This window comes from Serratia sp. BNK-4, assembly GCF_048685115.1.
Taxonomy (GTDB): Bacteria; Pseudomonadota; Gammaproteobacteria; order Enterobacterales; family Enterobacteriaceae; genus Serratia; species Serratia bockelmannii.
In genome coordinates this window covers 4,716,427-4,730,474 of record NZ_JBLQTM010000001.1, presented here as the reverse complement: position 1 = coordinate 4,730,474, position 14,048 = coordinate 4,716,427, and the positions used below count along the sequence as shown (strand labels likewise).

Here is a 14,048-nt window from a genome sequence, read left to right as displayed (position 1 = left end):
CTAGTTTCGGTTGCGGTTAACTTTGATCACATCCGGCATGATACGGATTTTACGCATAATGTTTGCCAAATGGATGCGATCGCGGGTGGTCAAGCGGATAAAGGCGCTATAAACCCGACCGTCTTTCTCTTCGGTGTTCAGGCTCTGAATATTGGACTCGGCCGCGTTGATCGCTGCCGTCAGGTTGGCCAGCGCGCCCTGGTGGTTAAACATATCCACCTTGATCTCGGCGATGAACTCCTGCTCGGTCTCTTTATCCCACTCGACCGCCATGAACTTCTCAGGCTCTTTCTGATAGCCGCGAATATTGCGGCAAGATTCATGGTGGATCACCAGCCCTTTGCCCGGGCTGACGTGAGCGATAATCGGGTCGCCCGGAATCGGACGGCAGCACTTGGCGAAGGTGATCAACACGCCGTCGGCGCCCTTGATGGCCAGGTTACGCACGCCGGAGGTGGTACCCAGGCTGGACTGATCGCCCTGCAGATTCTTCGCCACCACCACGCTCATGGCGTTGCCGAGGCCGATTTCCGCCAGCAGATCGTCCAGCGTCGCCAGCTTCATGCGGTCCAGCTCGTGCTGAATGTTTTCCTGCGGGATTTCGGCCAGCTTGCGGCTGCCGCCCAACGCATGGTTGAGCAGTCGGCGGCCGAGGCCGACGGAGTCGTCGCGCTTGAGGTTCTTCAACATCTGGCGAATTTTGGCACGTGCTTTCGAGCTGACCACGAAGTTCAGCCAGGCGGCGTTGGGCCGCGCGCCCGGTGCGGTGATGATCTCGACGGTCTGGCCGCTGGTCAGCGACTGTGACAGCGGGTATGGCTGACGATCGACGCGCGCGCCGACGCAGGCATGGCCGATATCGGTATGCACCGCATAGGCGAAGTCGACCGGCGTGGCGCCGGCGGGCAGCTCGACGATGCGGCCTTCCGGGGTGAAAACGTAAATCTCATCCGGGAACAGATCGGATTTGACGCTCTCGATAAATTCAAACGAACTGCCAGCGCTTTGCTGCAGCTCCAGCAGGCTTTGCATCCAGCGTTGGGCGCGGATCTGCGCCGTGGTGCCGGTTTCGCCCTGTTCTCTTTCCTTGTAAGCCCAGTGCGCGGCCACCCCCATCTCAGCCATCTGGTCCATGTCTTCGGTGCGGATCTGCACTTCGACCGGTACGCCGTGCGGGCCGATCAGCGAGGTATGGAGCGATTGATAGCCGTTGGCCTTGGGAATGGCGATGTAATCTTTCACCCGCCCTGGGCGCGGTTTATACAGGCTGTGCACCTGGCCGAGTACGCGGTAGCAGGTATCGACCTCTTTCACGATCACCCGGAACGCGTAGATATCCATGATGGAATGGAAACGCTGTTCTTTCAGGTGCATCTTGAGGTAGATGGAGTAGAGGTGTTTTTCCCTTCCGCTGACGCGGCAGGCGATGCCGGCCTCGGTCAGCCGCCCTTCGATCTCGGAGAGGATTTTTTGAATCATCTCTTTGCGGTTGCCGCGCGCGGCTTTCACCACTTCCTTGATCACGCGATAACGGTTTGGGTACAGCGCCTCGAAGCCCAGCTCTTCCAGCTCGGTTTTCAGGTGATGAATACCCAGACGGTGGGCGAGGGGGCTGTAGATTTCCAGGGTTTCACGCGCGATGCGCCGGCGTTTGTCGGGGCGCAGCGAACCGAGGGTGCGCATGTTGTGCGTACGGTCGGCCAGCTTGATCAGCACGACGCGGATATCCTGCACCATCGCCATGATCATCTTGCGGAAGTTTTCCGCCTGCGCTTCTTTCTTGTCCTGGAACTTCAGCTTGTCGAGCTTGGAGACGCCCTCAACCAGTTCGGCGACGCTCTTGCCGAACAGCTGTTCCATATCTTGATAGGTGGCTGGGGTATCTTCGATGACGTCGTGCAGCAACGCCGCCATCAGCGTCTCGTGATCGAGACGCATTTCCGCCAGGATGCAGGCCACGGCGACCGGGTGAGTAATGTAGGGCTCACCGCTGGAGCGTGTCTGGCCCTCGTGCGCGTCGCGCGCGACGAGGTATGCCTGTTTGAGGCGCTTAATCTGCTCCTCGGGCAGGTAACGTTGAATCAGCAGATTCAGGCTTTCAAACAGGTACAAGGCGGACTCGCAGTCTAATTAACGACGACCTTCAGCAATCGCGGTAACCGCTTGAATCTCTGCGGCTTCCTGCTCTTGCTGTTCCTGGCGCTCACGCACGTCGAGGATCTGGCTGGTGATCAGGCCTTCTTCGATTTCGCGCAGGGCGATAACGGTGTACTTGTCGTTCTCTTCCGGAACCAGTGCATCTTTGCCGCCGGTCTGGATCTGACGCGCCCGACGAGCAGCGACCAACACCAGGTCAAAACGGTTACCAATTTTCTCTACAGCGTCTTGAACAGTTACGCGTGCCATATTTGTGCTACTCCACAGGTGACGAAAAGACTGGGCATGATACTGAAACTGCCTTCAGTCTGCCAATAGTTTGCTGATTAAAGCGTCATGCCGCAGCAACTGGCGGCCCAAACGCAGGCGTTCGGCGCGAATGATGGTCTTCAGATCGGACAGCGCCAGATCGAAATCATCGTTCACGATCAGGTAATCGTACTCCGCGTAATGCGTCATTTCCGCCACGGCCTGAGCCATGCGTTTGGCGATCACCTCGTCGGAATCCTGCCCGCGCCCGCGCAGGCGGCGGCCCAGTTCTTCCTTCGACGGCGGCAGAATGAAGATGCTGCGCGCCTGCGGCATTTTGGCGCGGATTTGCTGCGCGCCCTGCCAGTCGATATCCAGAAACACATCCACGCCGGTCGACAAGACTTGTTCGATGGCGGCGCGCGAAGTGCCGTAATAGTTGCCGAACACTTCGGCGTGCTCAAGAAACGCGTCCTGCTCGATCATCCGGCGGAATTCGTCTTTCGAGACGAAGAAATAATGCTCGCCGTGATTTTCACCCGGGCGACTGTCGCGCGTGGTGTGCGAAACCGAAACCTGCGTGTCGTACAGCGGTTGCGTCTTTAACAAAGCCTGAATCAGACTTGATTTACCTGCGCCACTGGGAGCAGAGACAATATAAAGCGTGCCTTGAGCCATGATGATGTTCGTTGATAACGGTTGATATGCCAAAAACAGCGGATGTGTATTTTCTCCGCACAGTATACACGGCTAACGCGCCGGGTGCAGCGTTAGCTCGCATTTTGCCCGCGGCTTTGCGTGGAAAAAGCGTCGAAAGGGCGAATTTGCGCGCCGAAGGGCGACATTTTTGCAGTTTTGGCCTCGGCGGCGGCGCGTTGCCGCCCCGAGATCAGTGATCCGGATGCTGGTAGTTGAACACCGGCAGGCCGAGGCGGAAGCGCAGGGCGATAAGACGCGCGCTCAGGCCGGCGACCAAGGTGAGGATCACCACCAGATTGTGCGGCAGGCTGAGGTGCTGCAGGCCGATATACAGCCAGGCGGCGCTGAAGGAGATGCCGGCGTAGATCTCTTTCTGGAAAACCAGCGGGATGCGGTTGCAGAACATATCGCGCAGCACCCCGCCGAAGACGCCGGTGATCACCGCGGCGATGGCGGCGATAATGGCGCTGTGCCCCATATCCAGGGCCACCTGCGCGCCGATGATGGAGAAGACGATCAGGCCGACGGCGTCGAGCACCAGGAACAGGCGGCGCAGATGGCGCATCAGAGGAGCCACCCAGGTGGTGACGATCGCCGCTATCGCGACGATGACGATGTATTCCGGGTGTTTGACCCAGCCCAACGGAAAATGCCCGAGCAACATATCGCGCACCGACCCGCCGCCGATTGCGGTGACAGAGGCGATGATGATCACGCCGAACATGTCCATTTGACGGCGGCCGGCGGCCAGCGCGCCGGTCATGGCTTCGGCGGTGATGCCGATGATATAAAGGATGCTCAGTAACATAAGGGGTTCACAGCGTACTTGCCTCAGAATGATGGCCGGCAGGGTAATCGCCGCCGAGGACGCGCGCCACTGAGTTTTTTTCACCGATGGTGTTTCGGATTAATATAGCTAATCCAAAATCCGTTTTTATTGCCGATAAACAGCTTTTATTAACATCTTGATGTTAATAAAAGCATTAGAAATTTAGCGCTGATTTCCATTGCTGACTATGCTTTTTGCAGCGAATTCTTCAACCGAGAAACCGAGACTGCTGATGAAAAACTCCTCGAAACTGGCCGCCGGCGCCGTGATGGCCGCCCTGCTGCTGAGCGGCTGCGTGGCGCCAGGCCACCAGGCAACGTCACCCGCCCCGGCTTGTCGCACCGGTGATCCGCTGGTGCAGACAACGCTCTACTTCGGCCTGAACCGCCCTGCGGGGCCGGCGATCACCGCCGCCGAGTGGCAAACCTTCGTCGATAGCCAGGTAACGCCGCGCTTTAAAGACGGGCTGACGGTCTTTGATGCCAAAGGCCAGTGGCTGGGCCACGACGGCAAACTGGCGCGCGAGAACAGCAAGGCGCTGCTGCTGATCCATGCGCCGGACAAAGAGAGCGAGGCGAATATCGAGGCGCTGCGCAGCGGCTATAAGCAGCAGTTTGCGCAGGATTCGGTGATGCGGGTGGATGCGCCGGTGTGCGTGGCGTTTTAAAGCGAACTCCCGGCCCTGCGGCCGGGAGTGGGGATTACAGCACCAGGCCCGCGATGGCCGCCGACAACAGGCTCACCAGCGTCGAGCCGTAAACCAGCTTCAGGCCAAAACGGGAAACCACGTTGCCTTGCTGCTCGTTCAGCCCTTTGATGGCGCCGGCGACGATGCCGATGGAGGCGAAGTTGGCGAACGACACCAGGAACACCGACAGAATGCCCAGCCCGCGCGGCGACAGCTCCGCCGCGATCTTCTTCAGTTCAATCATCGCCACGAATTCGTTGGCTACCAGTTTGGTCGCCATGATGCTGCCCGCCTTCAGGGCCTCTTCCGCCGGGATGCCGATCAGCCAGGCCAGCGGATAGAACACGTAGCCGAGGATCTGCTGGAAGCTGATGCCGAGCACCGCAGAGAACAGCGCATTGACGGCGGAGATCAGCGCGATAAAGCCGATCAGCATCGCCGCGATGATCATCGCAATCTTGAAGCCGGCCAGAATGTACTCGCCCAACATTTCGAAGAAGCTCTGATCTTCATGCAGTTTGTTCAGCTTCAGCTCCGGCTCGTCTTCAACCTGATACGGGTTGATGATCGACAGGATGATGAAGGTGCTGAACATATTAAGGATCAACGCCGCCACCACGTATTGCGCGTCGATCATCGACATGTAGGCGCCGACGATGGAGAGCGAAACCGTCGACATGGCGGTCGCGGCCATGGTGTACATGCGGCGCGGCGAGATATCGCCGATGATGCCTTTATAGGCGATAAAGTTCTCCGACTGCCCCAGCACCAGCGTGCTGACGGCGTTGAACGATTCCAGCTTGCCCATGCCGTTGACCTTGGACAGCAGGGTGCCGACCAGGCGGATGATCAGCGGCAGGATGCGGAAATGCTGCAAAATGCCGATCAGGGCGGAAATAAAGATGATAGGGCACAAAACGCCGAGGAAGATGAACGCCAGACCATCCTTGCTCATGCCGCCGAACACGAACTCCGATCCTTGGGCAGCGTAGGCGAGCAGAGTGTCGAAGAAGCCGGCGACGTGTTTGATCACGCTGAGCCCGCTGGCGGAGTGCAGGAAGAAATAGGCCAGCGCGCCTTCGATCACCAACAACTGGATGATATAGCGCAGGCGGATTTTCTTGCGATTATTGCTGACCAGCAGCGCCAGGGCGATGATCACCACCAGGGCCATAATAAATTGCAGAATTTGTGGCATAAACGGTCCGTACGGTTCACGGGCAGGAAAAAAACACATTTAGCCACAGCATCGCCATCCTTTCATTACCTTGCGTGATAATTAGAACAAAATACTTATGGCATGCGGGATATCTTGCCGATTGTCATCCGCACGCGCTGCTCGGCAGTTTTTCATAAGCCCCCGGTGAGCCGTCTCCCCAGAGGCCTGCCGGCTCGCAACTTGATGTAATCCCCGTTACTTATGTGCAAACGCCTGGAATCTGGTTCGCAATCGGCGATTTTTCCCGACGTAAAGCGTGGTTTTCTTGGCTGAGGAAGAGAAACATGTTTGGAACAGGCGCCGTGACCGGCGCGCATTTTCTCGGACAAGGAGGCGAACGATGAATATTGGCACTTTGCTCAGGGCGCTGGCCAACGGCGTTAATCCCGACACCGGCGAGCTGTTGAAACCGGCTTCAGCGGCCTGCGCACCGGAGGCTATCCGGCTGCTGTTCGCGTTAGCCAACGAGTTTGGAGGTGAGGCCGAACTGCAGAAAAAAGCCCGGTTGACGCCGGAGGAGAAACGGCAGAAGAATCTGGTCGAGGGCCGACCTGCCAATGCCTACTTCCCCTGGCCGGAAGAGGAAAAACTGCGGCTGCGCGAGAGCCATGCGGCCGGGGCGACGCTGGAAGCGCTGAGCGATGAGTTCGAGCGCTCAACCTGGAGCATTGCGGTGCAGCTGCAGAAAATGGGGTTGATCGGTGAGGAGCAGGTGGCCGCCTATCGCTGATTTGCAGCCATAAAAAAGCCCGCGTGGCGCGGGCTTGATGACATTAGGGGCAGGATCACTCGATATTCTGGATCTGCTCGCGCATTTGCTCGATCAGCACTTTCAGCTCGATGGCGGAAGCAGTGACGTCGGCATTGATCGACTTGGAGGCCAGGGTGTTCGATTCGCGGTTGAACTCCTGCATCATAAAGTCGAGGCGGCGGCCGACGGCTTCTTTCTTTTTCAGGATGTTGTGCGTCTCTTTCACGTGCGCTTCCAGACGGTCCAGCTCTTCGGCGACGTCGATACGCTGCGCCATCAGCACCAGCTCTTGCTCCAGGCGGGTGTTTTCCAGCTGTACCTGCGCCTCTTCCAGCTTGCTGACCAGGCGCTCGCGCTGCCATTGCAGGATGTTCGGCATCTGGGCGCGCACTTTGACCACTTCGGCGCTGACGCCGTCGAGGCGTTGTTCGATCAGCGTCTTCAGCGCGGCGCCTTCGCTCTCGCGTGCGACGATAAAGTCATCCAGCGCGCCGTCCAGCGCCTGCATCAGCTCGACGCTGATGGCGTCCAGATCCTGCTCCTGCGCGGACATCACGCCCGGCCAGCGCAGCACGTCGATCGGGTTGATTTCCCCTTCGTCGCTCTGCATTTTCACCCAGTTGGCGGCTTCGACCAGCTGTTTGGCCAGTTTTTCGTTCAGGATCAGCGAGCTTTGCGCGCTTGGATCCAGTTCGAAACGCAGGTTGCATTCGACTTTGCCGCGGGTCAGGCGGCCACGGATACGTTCACGGATCACCGGCTCCAGGCTGCGGAATTGCTCCGGCAGACGGATGTAGGTTTCTAAGTAGCGCTGGTTAACGGAACGCAGCTCCCAGGCTGCGCTGCCCCATTCACCCTTGATTTCACGCCGGGCGTAGGCGGTCATGCTGCGGATCATTGATGCGTACCCGTAATAGGAAAAGATGGGGCGATTATAGCGTCGCGACTGCGGGCAGGATAGGCATTACGTCACGAAGCCCGTATAATGCGCAGCCAATAGTTGATTTGAAGCCGGAGAGAGCCCATGCGTCCTGCAGGCAGAGCACCACAGCAAGTTCGCCCCCTGACACTGACCCGTCACTATACCAAACACGCTGAAGGCTCAGTGCTGGTTGAGTTTGGCGATACCAAAGTCTTGTGCACCGCCACGGTAGAAGAGGGCGTTCCGCGCTTCCTGAAAGGCCAGGGGCAAGGTTGGATCACCGCCGAGTACGGCATGCTGCCGCGCTCCACCCACAGCCGCAACGCACGTGAAGCCGCCAAAGGCAAACAAGGTGGCCGCACGCTGGAGATCCAGCGCCTGATCGCGCGCTCGCTGCGCGCCGCGGTGGATCTGAAAAAGCTCGGTGAATTCACCATCACCCTCGACTGCGACGTACTGCAGGCCGACGGCGGTACCCGCACCGCCTCCATCTCCGGCGCCTGCGTGGCGCTGGCCGATGCGCTGAACACCCTGGTGGCCAACGGCAAGCTGAAAGCCAACCCGATGAAGGGCATGGTAGCGGCGGTTTCCGTCGGCATCGTCAACGGCGAAGCGCTGTGCGATCTGGAGTATGTGGAAGATTCCGCGGCGGAAACCGACATGAACGTGGTGATGATGGAAGACGGCCGCATGATTGAAGTGCAGGGCACCGCCGAAGGCGAGCCGTTCAGCCACGATGAGCTGTTGGCGCTATTGGCGCTGGCCCGAGGGGGCATCGAAACCATCTTCCAGGCGCAGAAAGCGGCGCTGGCGGACTGATTTTTTAAGGCGACTGAGAAGTCGCCTTTTTTATGCCCGACGATCGGGCGGCAGTAATGACAAGACCCAAGCAGATTCAGACGAGGAGAAGCAGTAATGAAAGCCTATCAGCGCCAGTTTATCGAGTTCGCGCTTAACAAGCAGGTATTGAAATTCGGCGAGTTCACCCTGAAATCCGGCCGCACCAGCCCGTATTTCTTCAACGCCGGCCTGTTTAATACCGGGCGCGATCTTGCGCTGTTGGGGCGCTTCTACGCCGAAGCCCTGATGGACTCCGGCATCGATTTCGATCTGCTGTTTGGCCCGGCCTATAAAGGCATTCCTATCGCCACCACCACGGCGGTTGCGCTGGCGGAACACCATGAGCGCGACGTGCCTTACTGCTTTAACCGCAAGGAAGCCAAGACCCACGGCGAGGGTGGTTCGCTGGTCGGCAGCCCGCTGCAGGGGCGTGTGATGCTGGTGGATGATGTGATCACCGCCGGCACCGCGATCCGCGAGTCGATGGAAATCATCGGCGCCAGCGGCGCTTCGCTGGCGGGGGTGCTGATCTCCCTCGACCGTCAGGAACGCGGCCGCGCGGATATCTCCGCCATTCAGGAAGTGGAACGCGACTATCACTGCAAGGTGATTTCGATCGTGACGCTGAAGGACCTGATCGCTTATCTGGAAGAGAAACCGGAAATGGCGGACCACCTGGCGGCGGTGCGCGCTTACCGCGAGCAGTACGGGGTATAAATAAAAACGCCGGGCATGCCCGGCGTTTTCGTTATTGCAGCTGTGCCGCCAATAGCGGCCAGCGGGCGTCGAATTCCTGCGTTGGACGATAGCGGAATTCCGAACGCACATAGCGCGACAACATGCCTTCGCAGAAGGCCAGCAGTTGGCTGGCCAACAGCGTTTCATCGACGATGAAGCCTTTGCCTTCGCGCAATTTGCGCTCTTTCAGCACCTGACGCAGCTGCGCCTCGATACGTTCGAACAGCTGGTTGATGCGGCCCTGCAGGCGATCCTGTTCAAACATCAGCGCGTGGCCGGTCATGATGCGCGTCAGCCCTGGGTTACGTTCCGCAAAGCCCAGAATCAGCAGTAAAATCAGGCGCAGACGATTAAACGTCTCTTTCTCGTCCTGCAAGATCAGGTTGATGCGGGTGATCAGGCTGTCTTCGATAAACTCGATCAGACTGTCGAACATCCGTGTCTTGCTGGGGAAATGCCGGTACAGCGCAGCTTCAGAAACACCCACGTTTGCGGCGAGCTTGGCGGTGGTAATGCGCTGGCTGCCGTCGCTGGATTCCAGCATCTGGGCTAACGCCTGCAATATTTCCTCGCGCCGATTCCTTTTCGTATTTTCTTTTTCTGCCATGTCTGATTAGACCCTTGCTAAAACTTAACTGACGGAAACCCGGGCACCGGCCGCTGCAGAGCAGGCTCTGTGCGGCTTATGTGATAGCTTTTTTACGATACTGGGGTCAGCGGCCTTAACGGCCTTTTTCCGCGCTGCCTGGTGTGCGCTGCAATTGTCGCGGTAAAACCTTGCCGCAGAGACATCCTTCTCCCCGGAAAGGCAAGGTTCAGGCGACGTTTCCCTGCCGGCCATCGTGCATTGGGTGGCGCTTAGTGGCGCCCCGAGTGGCCGAAGCCGCCTTCGCCGCGCTCGCTACTGTCGAACTCTTCCACCAGGTTGAATTCGGCCTGCACCACCGGCACGAAGACCATCTGCGCGATGCGTTCGCCCGGCTCGATGGTGAAGTGCTTCTGGCCGCGGTTCCAAACGGACACCATCAGCTGGCCCTGGTAATCGGAGTCGATCAGGCCGACCAGGTTGCCCAGCACGACGCCGTGCTTATGGCCCAGGCCGGAGCGCGGCAGGATCACTGCCGCCAGGCCGGCGTCGGCGATGTGGATCGCGAGGCCGGTGGGCAGCAGCGTGGTTTCACCCGGCGCCAGCTCTACCGCGCTGTCCAGGCAGGCGCGCAGGTCGAGACCGGCGGAGCCCGGCGTGGCGTAGGTCGGTAGCGGGAAATCCTGACCGATACGCGGGTCGAGGATCTTAACGTCGATTTTTTTCATCATAACGGCTGACTATCTCGTCTATTAAACGTTGGCCAAGGAGTGCCTTGTCGCTCAGCGCCAGGCGCTTTTCTCCATCCTGCCAAAAAAGGTGCAGGGCATTGGTGTCGCTGTTGAACCCGTGCTCTGCAAGCGATACATCGTTAGCGCAAATCAAATCCAGCTTCTTACGCGCCAGTTTTTGCCGCGCGTATTCTTCCACATTCTGGGTTTCGGCGGCAAACCCCACGACAAACGGTCGATTTTTGGTCATCGCGGCCACGCCGGCGACGATATCGGGGTTTTTTACCATCTTGAGGACGATTTCATCACCCTGTTTTTTTATTTTTTCATCGGCGATCTGCTCGGGGCGGTAGTCGGCCACGGCGGCGCAGGAGATGAAAATCTGCTGCTGCGCCGCGCGCTGTTGCACCGCCTGCTCCATCTCCAGCGCGCTGGTGACGTCCACTCGGGTGACCGATGGCGGCGTCGGCAGGCTGACCGGCCCGGCGATCAGCGTCACCTGCGCGCCGCGGGCGGCGGCGGCGCGGGCGATGGCGAAGCCCATTTTGCCGGAGCTGTGATTGCTGATGAAACGTACCGGATCCAGCGCTTCACGCGTTGGGCCGGCGGTGATCATAACCTGCAAATGTTGCAGATCCTGCGGGGCGGAGAAATGCGCGTTCGCCAGGTCGACGATGTCCAGCGGATCCAGCATGCGGCCCGGGCCAACGTCGCCGCAGGCCTGGCTGCCGCTGTCCGGCCCCCAGAGCAGTATGCCGCGCGTCTGCAGCGTTTGCAGGTTGGCCTGCGTGGCGGCGGCGCGATACATCTGCTGGTTCATGGCGGGGGCGGCGGCGATAGGGGCGTCGGTCGCCAGGCAGACGGTAGTCAGCAGATCGTTGGCCATGCCGGCGGCGACGCGCGCCAGCAGATCGGCGGTCGCCGGCGCCAGAATCACCAGATCCGCCCACTTGCCCAGTTCGATGTGGCCCATGGCGGCTTCGGCGGCGGGATCCAACAGATCGTCGGACACCGGGTAGCCGGAAACGGCCTGCAGCGTCAGTGGCGTAATGAACGCCTTGGCGGCGTGGGTCATCACCACGCGCACTTCTGCACCCCTGTCGCGCAGGCGGCGCACCAGCTCTGGGCATTTGTAGGCGGCGATGCCGCCGCTGATGCCAAGCACAATATGTTTGCCGGAAAGTCCCGTCATCATCATTGTCCGATTGAAAGCCGAAAGATGCGCCATTTTAGCATATCCGCCGTTCAGGTGAGTGATTCCGCAATGGCTGCAGGGCGTTACATTGTGCTTTGCGAAACACTTCGCAATGTTATCAAACACCTGTCGAACGCGCCGGGCAGCACATGGCATGCTGTAGCCCTTTCAGGGAGGAACACGATGAGCAACCCGATTGTGGCGTGCTGGCCGGGCGCGCTGGCGCCGCGTGAAAAGCTGTTGATGCAGGGGGCGGCGGCGCTGTCCGACGCAGAGCTGTTGGCCATTTTCTTGCGCACCGGATTGCCCGGCGTGCACGTGATGCAGCTGGCGGAGCAGCTGCTGCGCCGGTTCGGCTCGCTTTATCACCTGATGTCGGCCGATCATCAGGCTTTTTGTAGCCAAAAAGGCCTGGGGGATGCCAGCTATACGCAGCTGCAGGCGATTGCCGAGCTGGCGCTGCGCTTCTTTTCCAGCCATTTGTCGCAGGAAAACGCCATGCTCAATCCGCGCGTCACCCAGCATTATCTGCAAAGCCTGCTGGCCCATCGCGAGCGAGAGGTCTTTTTGGTATTGTTTTTAGACAATCAGCACCGGGTTATTCGCCATCAGGAGATGTTTGCTGGTACCATCAGCAGCGTCGTCGTCTACCCGAGAGAAATTGTGCGTGAAGCGTTGAAGGCTAATGCCGCCGCGCTGATTCTCGCGCATAATCACCCCTCGGGTAAGGCTGAACCCAGTCATGCCGACCGTTTGATAACGGAACAGGTGGTGAAAGCCTGTCAGTTATTGGAGATCCGAGTGCTCGATCATTTGGTGATCGGTCGGGGTGAATGCGTCTCTTTTGCCGAGCGCGGATGGCTTTAAGCGATTTTTTCGCGATCCTTGTGGGATCTTTAGCTGTTCGGGACTTGAGCACTTACGCTTCAGAGCGTATACTACGCCACCTTTGAGAATCTTGGGTTTGGCGCAAGAGCCTATCTCAGCAGGTTTCTGACCTGATGTGTGGTTTCTACCTGATGACGAGAGTCTCCTCAGTATGAAGTTTGCTGAGATGGGCTCTAAAAGCCTGACGAGGCGGCCATACCCTATACGAAGCTCGAGCTGATTTGATTTTTGGAGAATAGACATGTCCCGAGTCTGCCAAGTTACTGGCAAGCGCCCGGTGAGCGGTAACAACCGTTCCCACGCAATGAACGCGACCAAACGCCGTTTTCTGCCTAACCTGCACTCACACCGTTTTTGGGTTGAGGCTGAGAAGCGCTTTGTAACTCTGCGTGTATCTGCTAAAGGTATGCGTGTTATCGATAAGAAGGGTATTGAGACGGTTCTGGCCGATCTGCGTGCCCGTGGTGAGAAGTATTAAGGAACTGAATCATGGCTAAAGGTGTTCGCGAGAAGATCAAGCTGGTTTCTTCTGCTGGTACTGGTCACTTCTATACCACCACGAAGAACAAGCGTACTAAGCCGGAAAAATTGGAACTGAAGAAATTCGATCCAGTTGTCCGTCAGCACGTAGTATACAAAGAAGCTAAAATTAAATAATTTTAGTGGATTAATGAAAAACCCGGCCTTGGCCGGGTTTTTTGTTTTATAAAGGGTAGAAAACGTCGGAGGGGAAGCCAGATGCCTGAATTACCGGAAGTTGAGACGAGCAGACGCGGTATAGAGCCTTATCTTGTTGGCCACAGCATTCAGTATGCGGTGGTGCGCAACGCGCGCCTGCGCTGGCCGGTTTCCGAGCAGATCCTGACGCTGAGCGATAGGCCGGTGCTCAGCGTGCAGCGCCGAGCCAAATACCTGCTGATCGAGCTGGAGAACGGTTGGATTATCGTGCACCTGGGCATGTCGGGCAGCCTGCGCATGCTGCGCGAGGAGAACGAAGATGAAGCGGGCAAACACGACCACGTCGATTTGGTGATCAGCAACGGCATGATCCTGCGCTATACCGATCCGCGCCGTTTCGGCGCCTGGCTGTGGTGCGAAGACCTGGCGACCAGCAGCGTGTTGGCGCATCTGGGGCCGGAACCGCTGAGTGAAGCGTTCAACGGCGACTACCTGTATGAAAAATCACGCAATAAGCGCACGCTGATCAAACCGTGGCTGATGGATAACAAGCTGGTGGTCGGCGTCGGTAACATTTACGCCAGTGAATCGCTGTTCAGCGCCGGGATCCTGCCCGATCGTCCGGCGGGATCGTTGAGCAAAGCCGAAGCGGAACGGCTGGTGAAGACCATCAAGGCGGTGTTGCAGCGCTCCATCGAGCAGGGCGGTACGACATTGCGCGACTTTTTGCAGTCGGACGGCAAACCGGGGTATTTCGCGCAGGAGTTGCAGGTTTACGGGCGGGCGGGAGAACCTTGCCGCGCGTGCGGCACGCCGATCGAATCCGCCAAGCACGGGCAGCGCAGCACCTTCTTTTGCCGGCGCTGTCAGCGCTGAGC

The 14,048-nt window shown here is 58.7% G+C and carries 17 protein-coding genes; 8 read left to right on the top strand and 9 right to left on the bottom strand.

Annotated elements, in window-relative coordinates; translation table 11 throughout:
- From spoT to ACMGGW_RS22465, 4 genes are all read right to left on the bottom strand, one after another.
- Nucleotides 1-2,112, bottom strand: coding sequence for a bifunctional GTP diphosphokinase/guanosine-3',5'-bis pyrophosphate 3'-pyrophosphohydrolase (gene spoT / locus ACMGGW_RS22480; protein ID WP_015379445.1), 2,112 nt, complete (start codon nucleotides 2,110-2,112; stop codon nucleotides 1-3).
- 18 nt (nucleotides 2,113-2,130) lie between these two features.
- On the bottom strand, nucleotides 2,131-2,406 hold the full coding sequence (rpoZ, locus tag ACMGGW_RS22475; protein WP_004931221.1) for a DNA-directed RNA polymerase subunit omega: 276 nt from the start codon (nucleotides 2,404-2,406) through the stop codon (nucleotides 2,131-2,133).
- Nucleotides 2,407-2,460: 54 nt separating this feature from the next.
- Nucleotides 2,461-3,084, bottom strand: coding sequence for a guanylate kinase (gmk, locus tag ACMGGW_RS22470; protein WP_164068503.1), 624 nt, complete (start codon nucleotides 3,082-3,084; stop codon nucleotides 2,461-2,463).
- A gap of 211 nt (nucleotides 3,085-3,295) precedes the next feature.
- On the bottom strand, nucleotides 3,296-3,913 hold the full coding sequence (locus ACMGGW_RS22465) for a trimeric intracellular cation channel family protein (RefSeq protein WP_025304704.1): 618 nt from the start codon (nucleotides 3,911-3,913) through the stop codon (nucleotides 3,296-3,298).
- A 253-nt stretch (nucleotides 3,914-4,166) separates the two neighbouring features.
- Between ACMGGW_RS22465 and ACMGGW_RS22460 the strand changes: the two genes are divergently transcribed.
- Complete coding sequence (locus tag ACMGGW_RS22460) at nucleotides 4,167-4,601, top strand: DUF3574 domain-containing protein (protein ID WP_197832635.1); 435 nt, start codon at nucleotides 4,167-4,169, stop codon at nucleotides 4,599-4,601.
- 34 nt (nucleotides 4,602-4,635) lie between these two features.
- Here the strand turns inward: ACMGGW_RS22460 and ACMGGW_RS22455 are convergent, their stop codons facing one another.
- Complete coding sequence (locus ACMGGW_RS22455) at nucleotides 4,636-5,820, bottom strand: NupC/NupG family nucleoside CNT transporter (protein ID WP_004931212.1); 1,185 nt, start codon at nucleotides 5,818-5,820, stop codon at nucleotides 4,636-4,638.
- 361 nt (nucleotides 5,821-6,181) lie between these two features.
- On the opposite strand from ACMGGW_RS22455, the gene ACMGGW_RS22450 reads away from it, so the two are divergent.
- Complete coding sequence (locus tag ACMGGW_RS22450) at nucleotides 6,182-6,571, top strand: hypothetical protein (protein ID WP_197832636.1); 390 nt, start codon at nucleotides 6,182-6,184, stop codon at nucleotides 6,569-6,571.
- Between the two features lie 55 nt (nucleotides 6,572-6,626).
- Here the strand turns inward: ACMGGW_RS22450 and ACMGGW_RS22445 are convergent, their stop codons facing one another.
- Nucleotides 6,627-7,490 carry a YicC/YloC family endoribonuclease gene (locus ACMGGW_RS22445; RefSeq protein WP_025304701.1) on the bottom strand — a complete coding sequence of 288 codons (864 nt, stop codon included), beginning with the start codon at nucleotides 7,488-7,490 and terminating at the stop codon, nucleotides 6,627-6,629.
- A 126-nt stretch (nucleotides 7,491-7,616) separates the two neighbouring features.
- Here ACMGGW_RS22445 and rph point away from each other — a divergent pair, with 126 nt between their 5' ends.
- The gene (gene rph, locus ACMGGW_RS22440) at nucleotides 7,617-8,333 is read left to right on the top strand and encodes a ribonuclease PH (RefSeq protein ID WP_025160305.1); all 717 of its coding nucleotides are present in this window, start codon (nucleotides 7,617-7,619) and stop codon (nucleotides 8,331-8,333) included.
- A gap of 96 nt (nucleotides 8,334-8,429) precedes the next feature.
- Entirely contained in the window at nucleotides 8,430-9,071 is a 642-nt protein-coding gene (gene pyrE, locus ACMGGW_RS22435) for an orotate phosphoribosyltransferase (protein ID WP_004931204.1), read from the top strand.
- Nucleotides 9,072-9,102: 31 nt separating this feature from the next.
- Here pyrE and slmA read toward each other — a convergent pair whose 3' ends face one another.
- From slmA to coaBC, 3 genes are all read right to left on the bottom strand, one after another.
- Complete coding sequence (gene slmA / locus ACMGGW_RS22430; protein ID WP_025304700.1) at nucleotides 9,103-9,699, bottom strand: nucleoid occlusion factor SlmA; 597 nt, start codon at nucleotides 9,697-9,699, stop codon at nucleotides 9,103-9,105.
- 251 nt (nucleotides 9,700-9,950) lie between these two features.
- On the bottom strand, nucleotides 9,951-10,409 hold the full coding sequence (gene dut / locus ACMGGW_RS22425; RefSeq protein WP_016929680.1) for a dUTP diphosphatase: 459 nt from the start codon (nucleotides 10,407-10,409) through the stop codon (nucleotides 9,951-9,953).
- Nucleotides 10,387-11,604, bottom strand: a complete 1,218-nt coding sequence (gene coaBC, locus ACMGGW_RS22420; RefSeq protein WP_197832637.1) for a bifunctional phosphopantothenoylcysteine decarboxylase/phosphopantothenate--cysteine ligase CoaBC — start codon at nucleotides 11,602-11,604, stop codon at nucleotides 10,387-10,389. The genes dut and coaBC overlap by 23 nt, the downstream gene beginning before the upstream one ends.
- A 183-nt stretch (nucleotides 11,605-11,787) precedes the next feature.
- Here coaBC and radC point away from each other — a divergent pair, with 183 nt between their 5' ends.
- From radC to mutM, 4 genes are all read left to right on the top strand, one after another.
- Entirely contained in the window at nucleotides 11,788-12,471 is a 684-nt protein-coding gene (gene radC / locus ACMGGW_RS22415; RefSeq protein ID WP_025304698.1) for a RadC family protein, read from the top strand.
- Between the two features lie 262 nt (nucleotides 12,472-12,733).
- Entirely contained in the window at nucleotides 12,734-12,970 is a 237-nt protein-coding gene (gene rpmB, locus ACMGGW_RS22410) for a 50S ribosomal protein L28 (RefSeq protein ID WP_004931195.1), read from the top strand.
- Nucleotides 12,971-12,981: 11 nt separating this feature from the next.
- The gene (rpmG, locus tag ACMGGW_RS22405; RefSeq protein ID WP_002442576.1) at nucleotides 12,982-13,149 is read left to right on the top strand and encodes a 50S ribosomal protein L33; all 168 of its coding nucleotides are present in this window, start codon (nucleotides 12,982-12,984) and stop codon (nucleotides 13,147-13,149) included.
- An 81-nt stretch (nucleotides 13,150-13,230) separates the two neighbouring features.
- Nucleotides 13,231-14,046, top strand: a complete 816-nt coding sequence (gene mutM / locus ACMGGW_RS22400) for a bifunctional DNA-formamidopyrimidine glycosylase/DNA-(apurinic or apyrimidinic site) lyase (protein ID WP_025304697.1) — start codon at nucleotides 13,231-13,233, stop codon at nucleotides 14,044-14,046.
- The last annotated feature ends 2 nt before the right edge of the window (nucleotides 14,047-14,048 follow it).

Bases quoted from the DNA above. Each gene is read 5' to 3' on its own strand.
- rpoZ (WP_004931221.1), bottom strand. From the start codon at position 2,406: ATGGCACGCGTAACTGTTCAAGACGCTGTAGAGAAAATTGGTAACCGT.
- gmk (WP_164068503.1), bottom strand. From the start codon at position 3,084: ATGGCTCAAGGCACGCTTTATATTGTCTCTGCTCCCAGTGGCGCAGGT.
- ACMGGW_RS22465 (WP_025304704.1), bottom strand. From the start codon at position 3,913: ATGTTACTGAGCATCCTTTATATCATCGGCATCACCGCCGAAGCCATG.
- ACMGGW_RS22460 (WP_197832635.1), top strand. From the start codon at position 4,167: ATGAAAAACTCCTCGAAACTGGCCGCCGGCGCCGTGATGGCCGCCCTG.
- ACMGGW_RS22455 (WP_004931212.1), bottom strand. From the start codon at position 5,820: ATGCCACAAATTCTGCAATTTATTATGGCCCTGGTGGTGATCATCGCC.
- ACMGGW_RS22450 (WP_197832636.1), top strand. From the start codon at position 6,182: ATGAATATTGGCACTTTGCTCAGGGCGCTGGCCAACGGCGTTAATCCC.
- ACMGGW_RS22445 (WP_025304701.1), bottom strand. From the start codon at position 7,490: ATGATCCGCAGCATGACCGCCTACGCCCGGCGTGAAATCAAGGGTGAA.
- rph (WP_025160305.1), top strand. From the start codon at position 7,617: ATGCGTCCTGCAGGCAGAGCACCACAGCAAGTTCGCCCCCTGACACTG.
- pyrE (WP_004931204.1), top strand. From the start codon at position 8,430: ATGAAAGCCTATCAGCGCCAGTTTATCGAGTTCGCGCTTAACAAGCAG.
- slmA (WP_025304700.1), bottom strand. From the start codon at position 9,699: ATGGCAGAAAAAGAAAATACGAAAAGGAATCGGCGCGAGGAAATATTG.
- dut (WP_016929680.1), bottom strand. From the start codon at position 10,409: ATGATGAAAAAAATCGACGTTAAGATCCTCGACCCGCGTATCGGTCAG.
- coaBC (WP_197832637.1), bottom strand. From the start codon at position 11,604: ATGATGACGGGACTTTCCGGCAAACATATTGTGCTTGGCATCAGCGGC.
- radC (WP_025304698.1), top strand. From the start codon at position 11,788: ATGAGCAACCCGATTGTGGCGTGCTGGCCGGGCGCGCTGGCGCCGCGT.
- rpmB (WP_004931195.1), top strand. From the start codon at position 12,734: ATGTCCCGAGTCTGCCAAGTTACTGGCAAGCGCCCGGTGAGCGGTAAC.
- rpmG (WP_002442576.1), top strand. From the start codon at position 12,982: ATGGCTAAAGGTGTTCGCGAGAAGATCAAGCTGGTTTCTTCTGCTGGT.
- mutM (WP_025304697.1), top strand. From the start codon at position 13,231: ATGCCTGAATTACCGGAAGTTGAGACGAGCAGACGCGGTATAGAGCCT.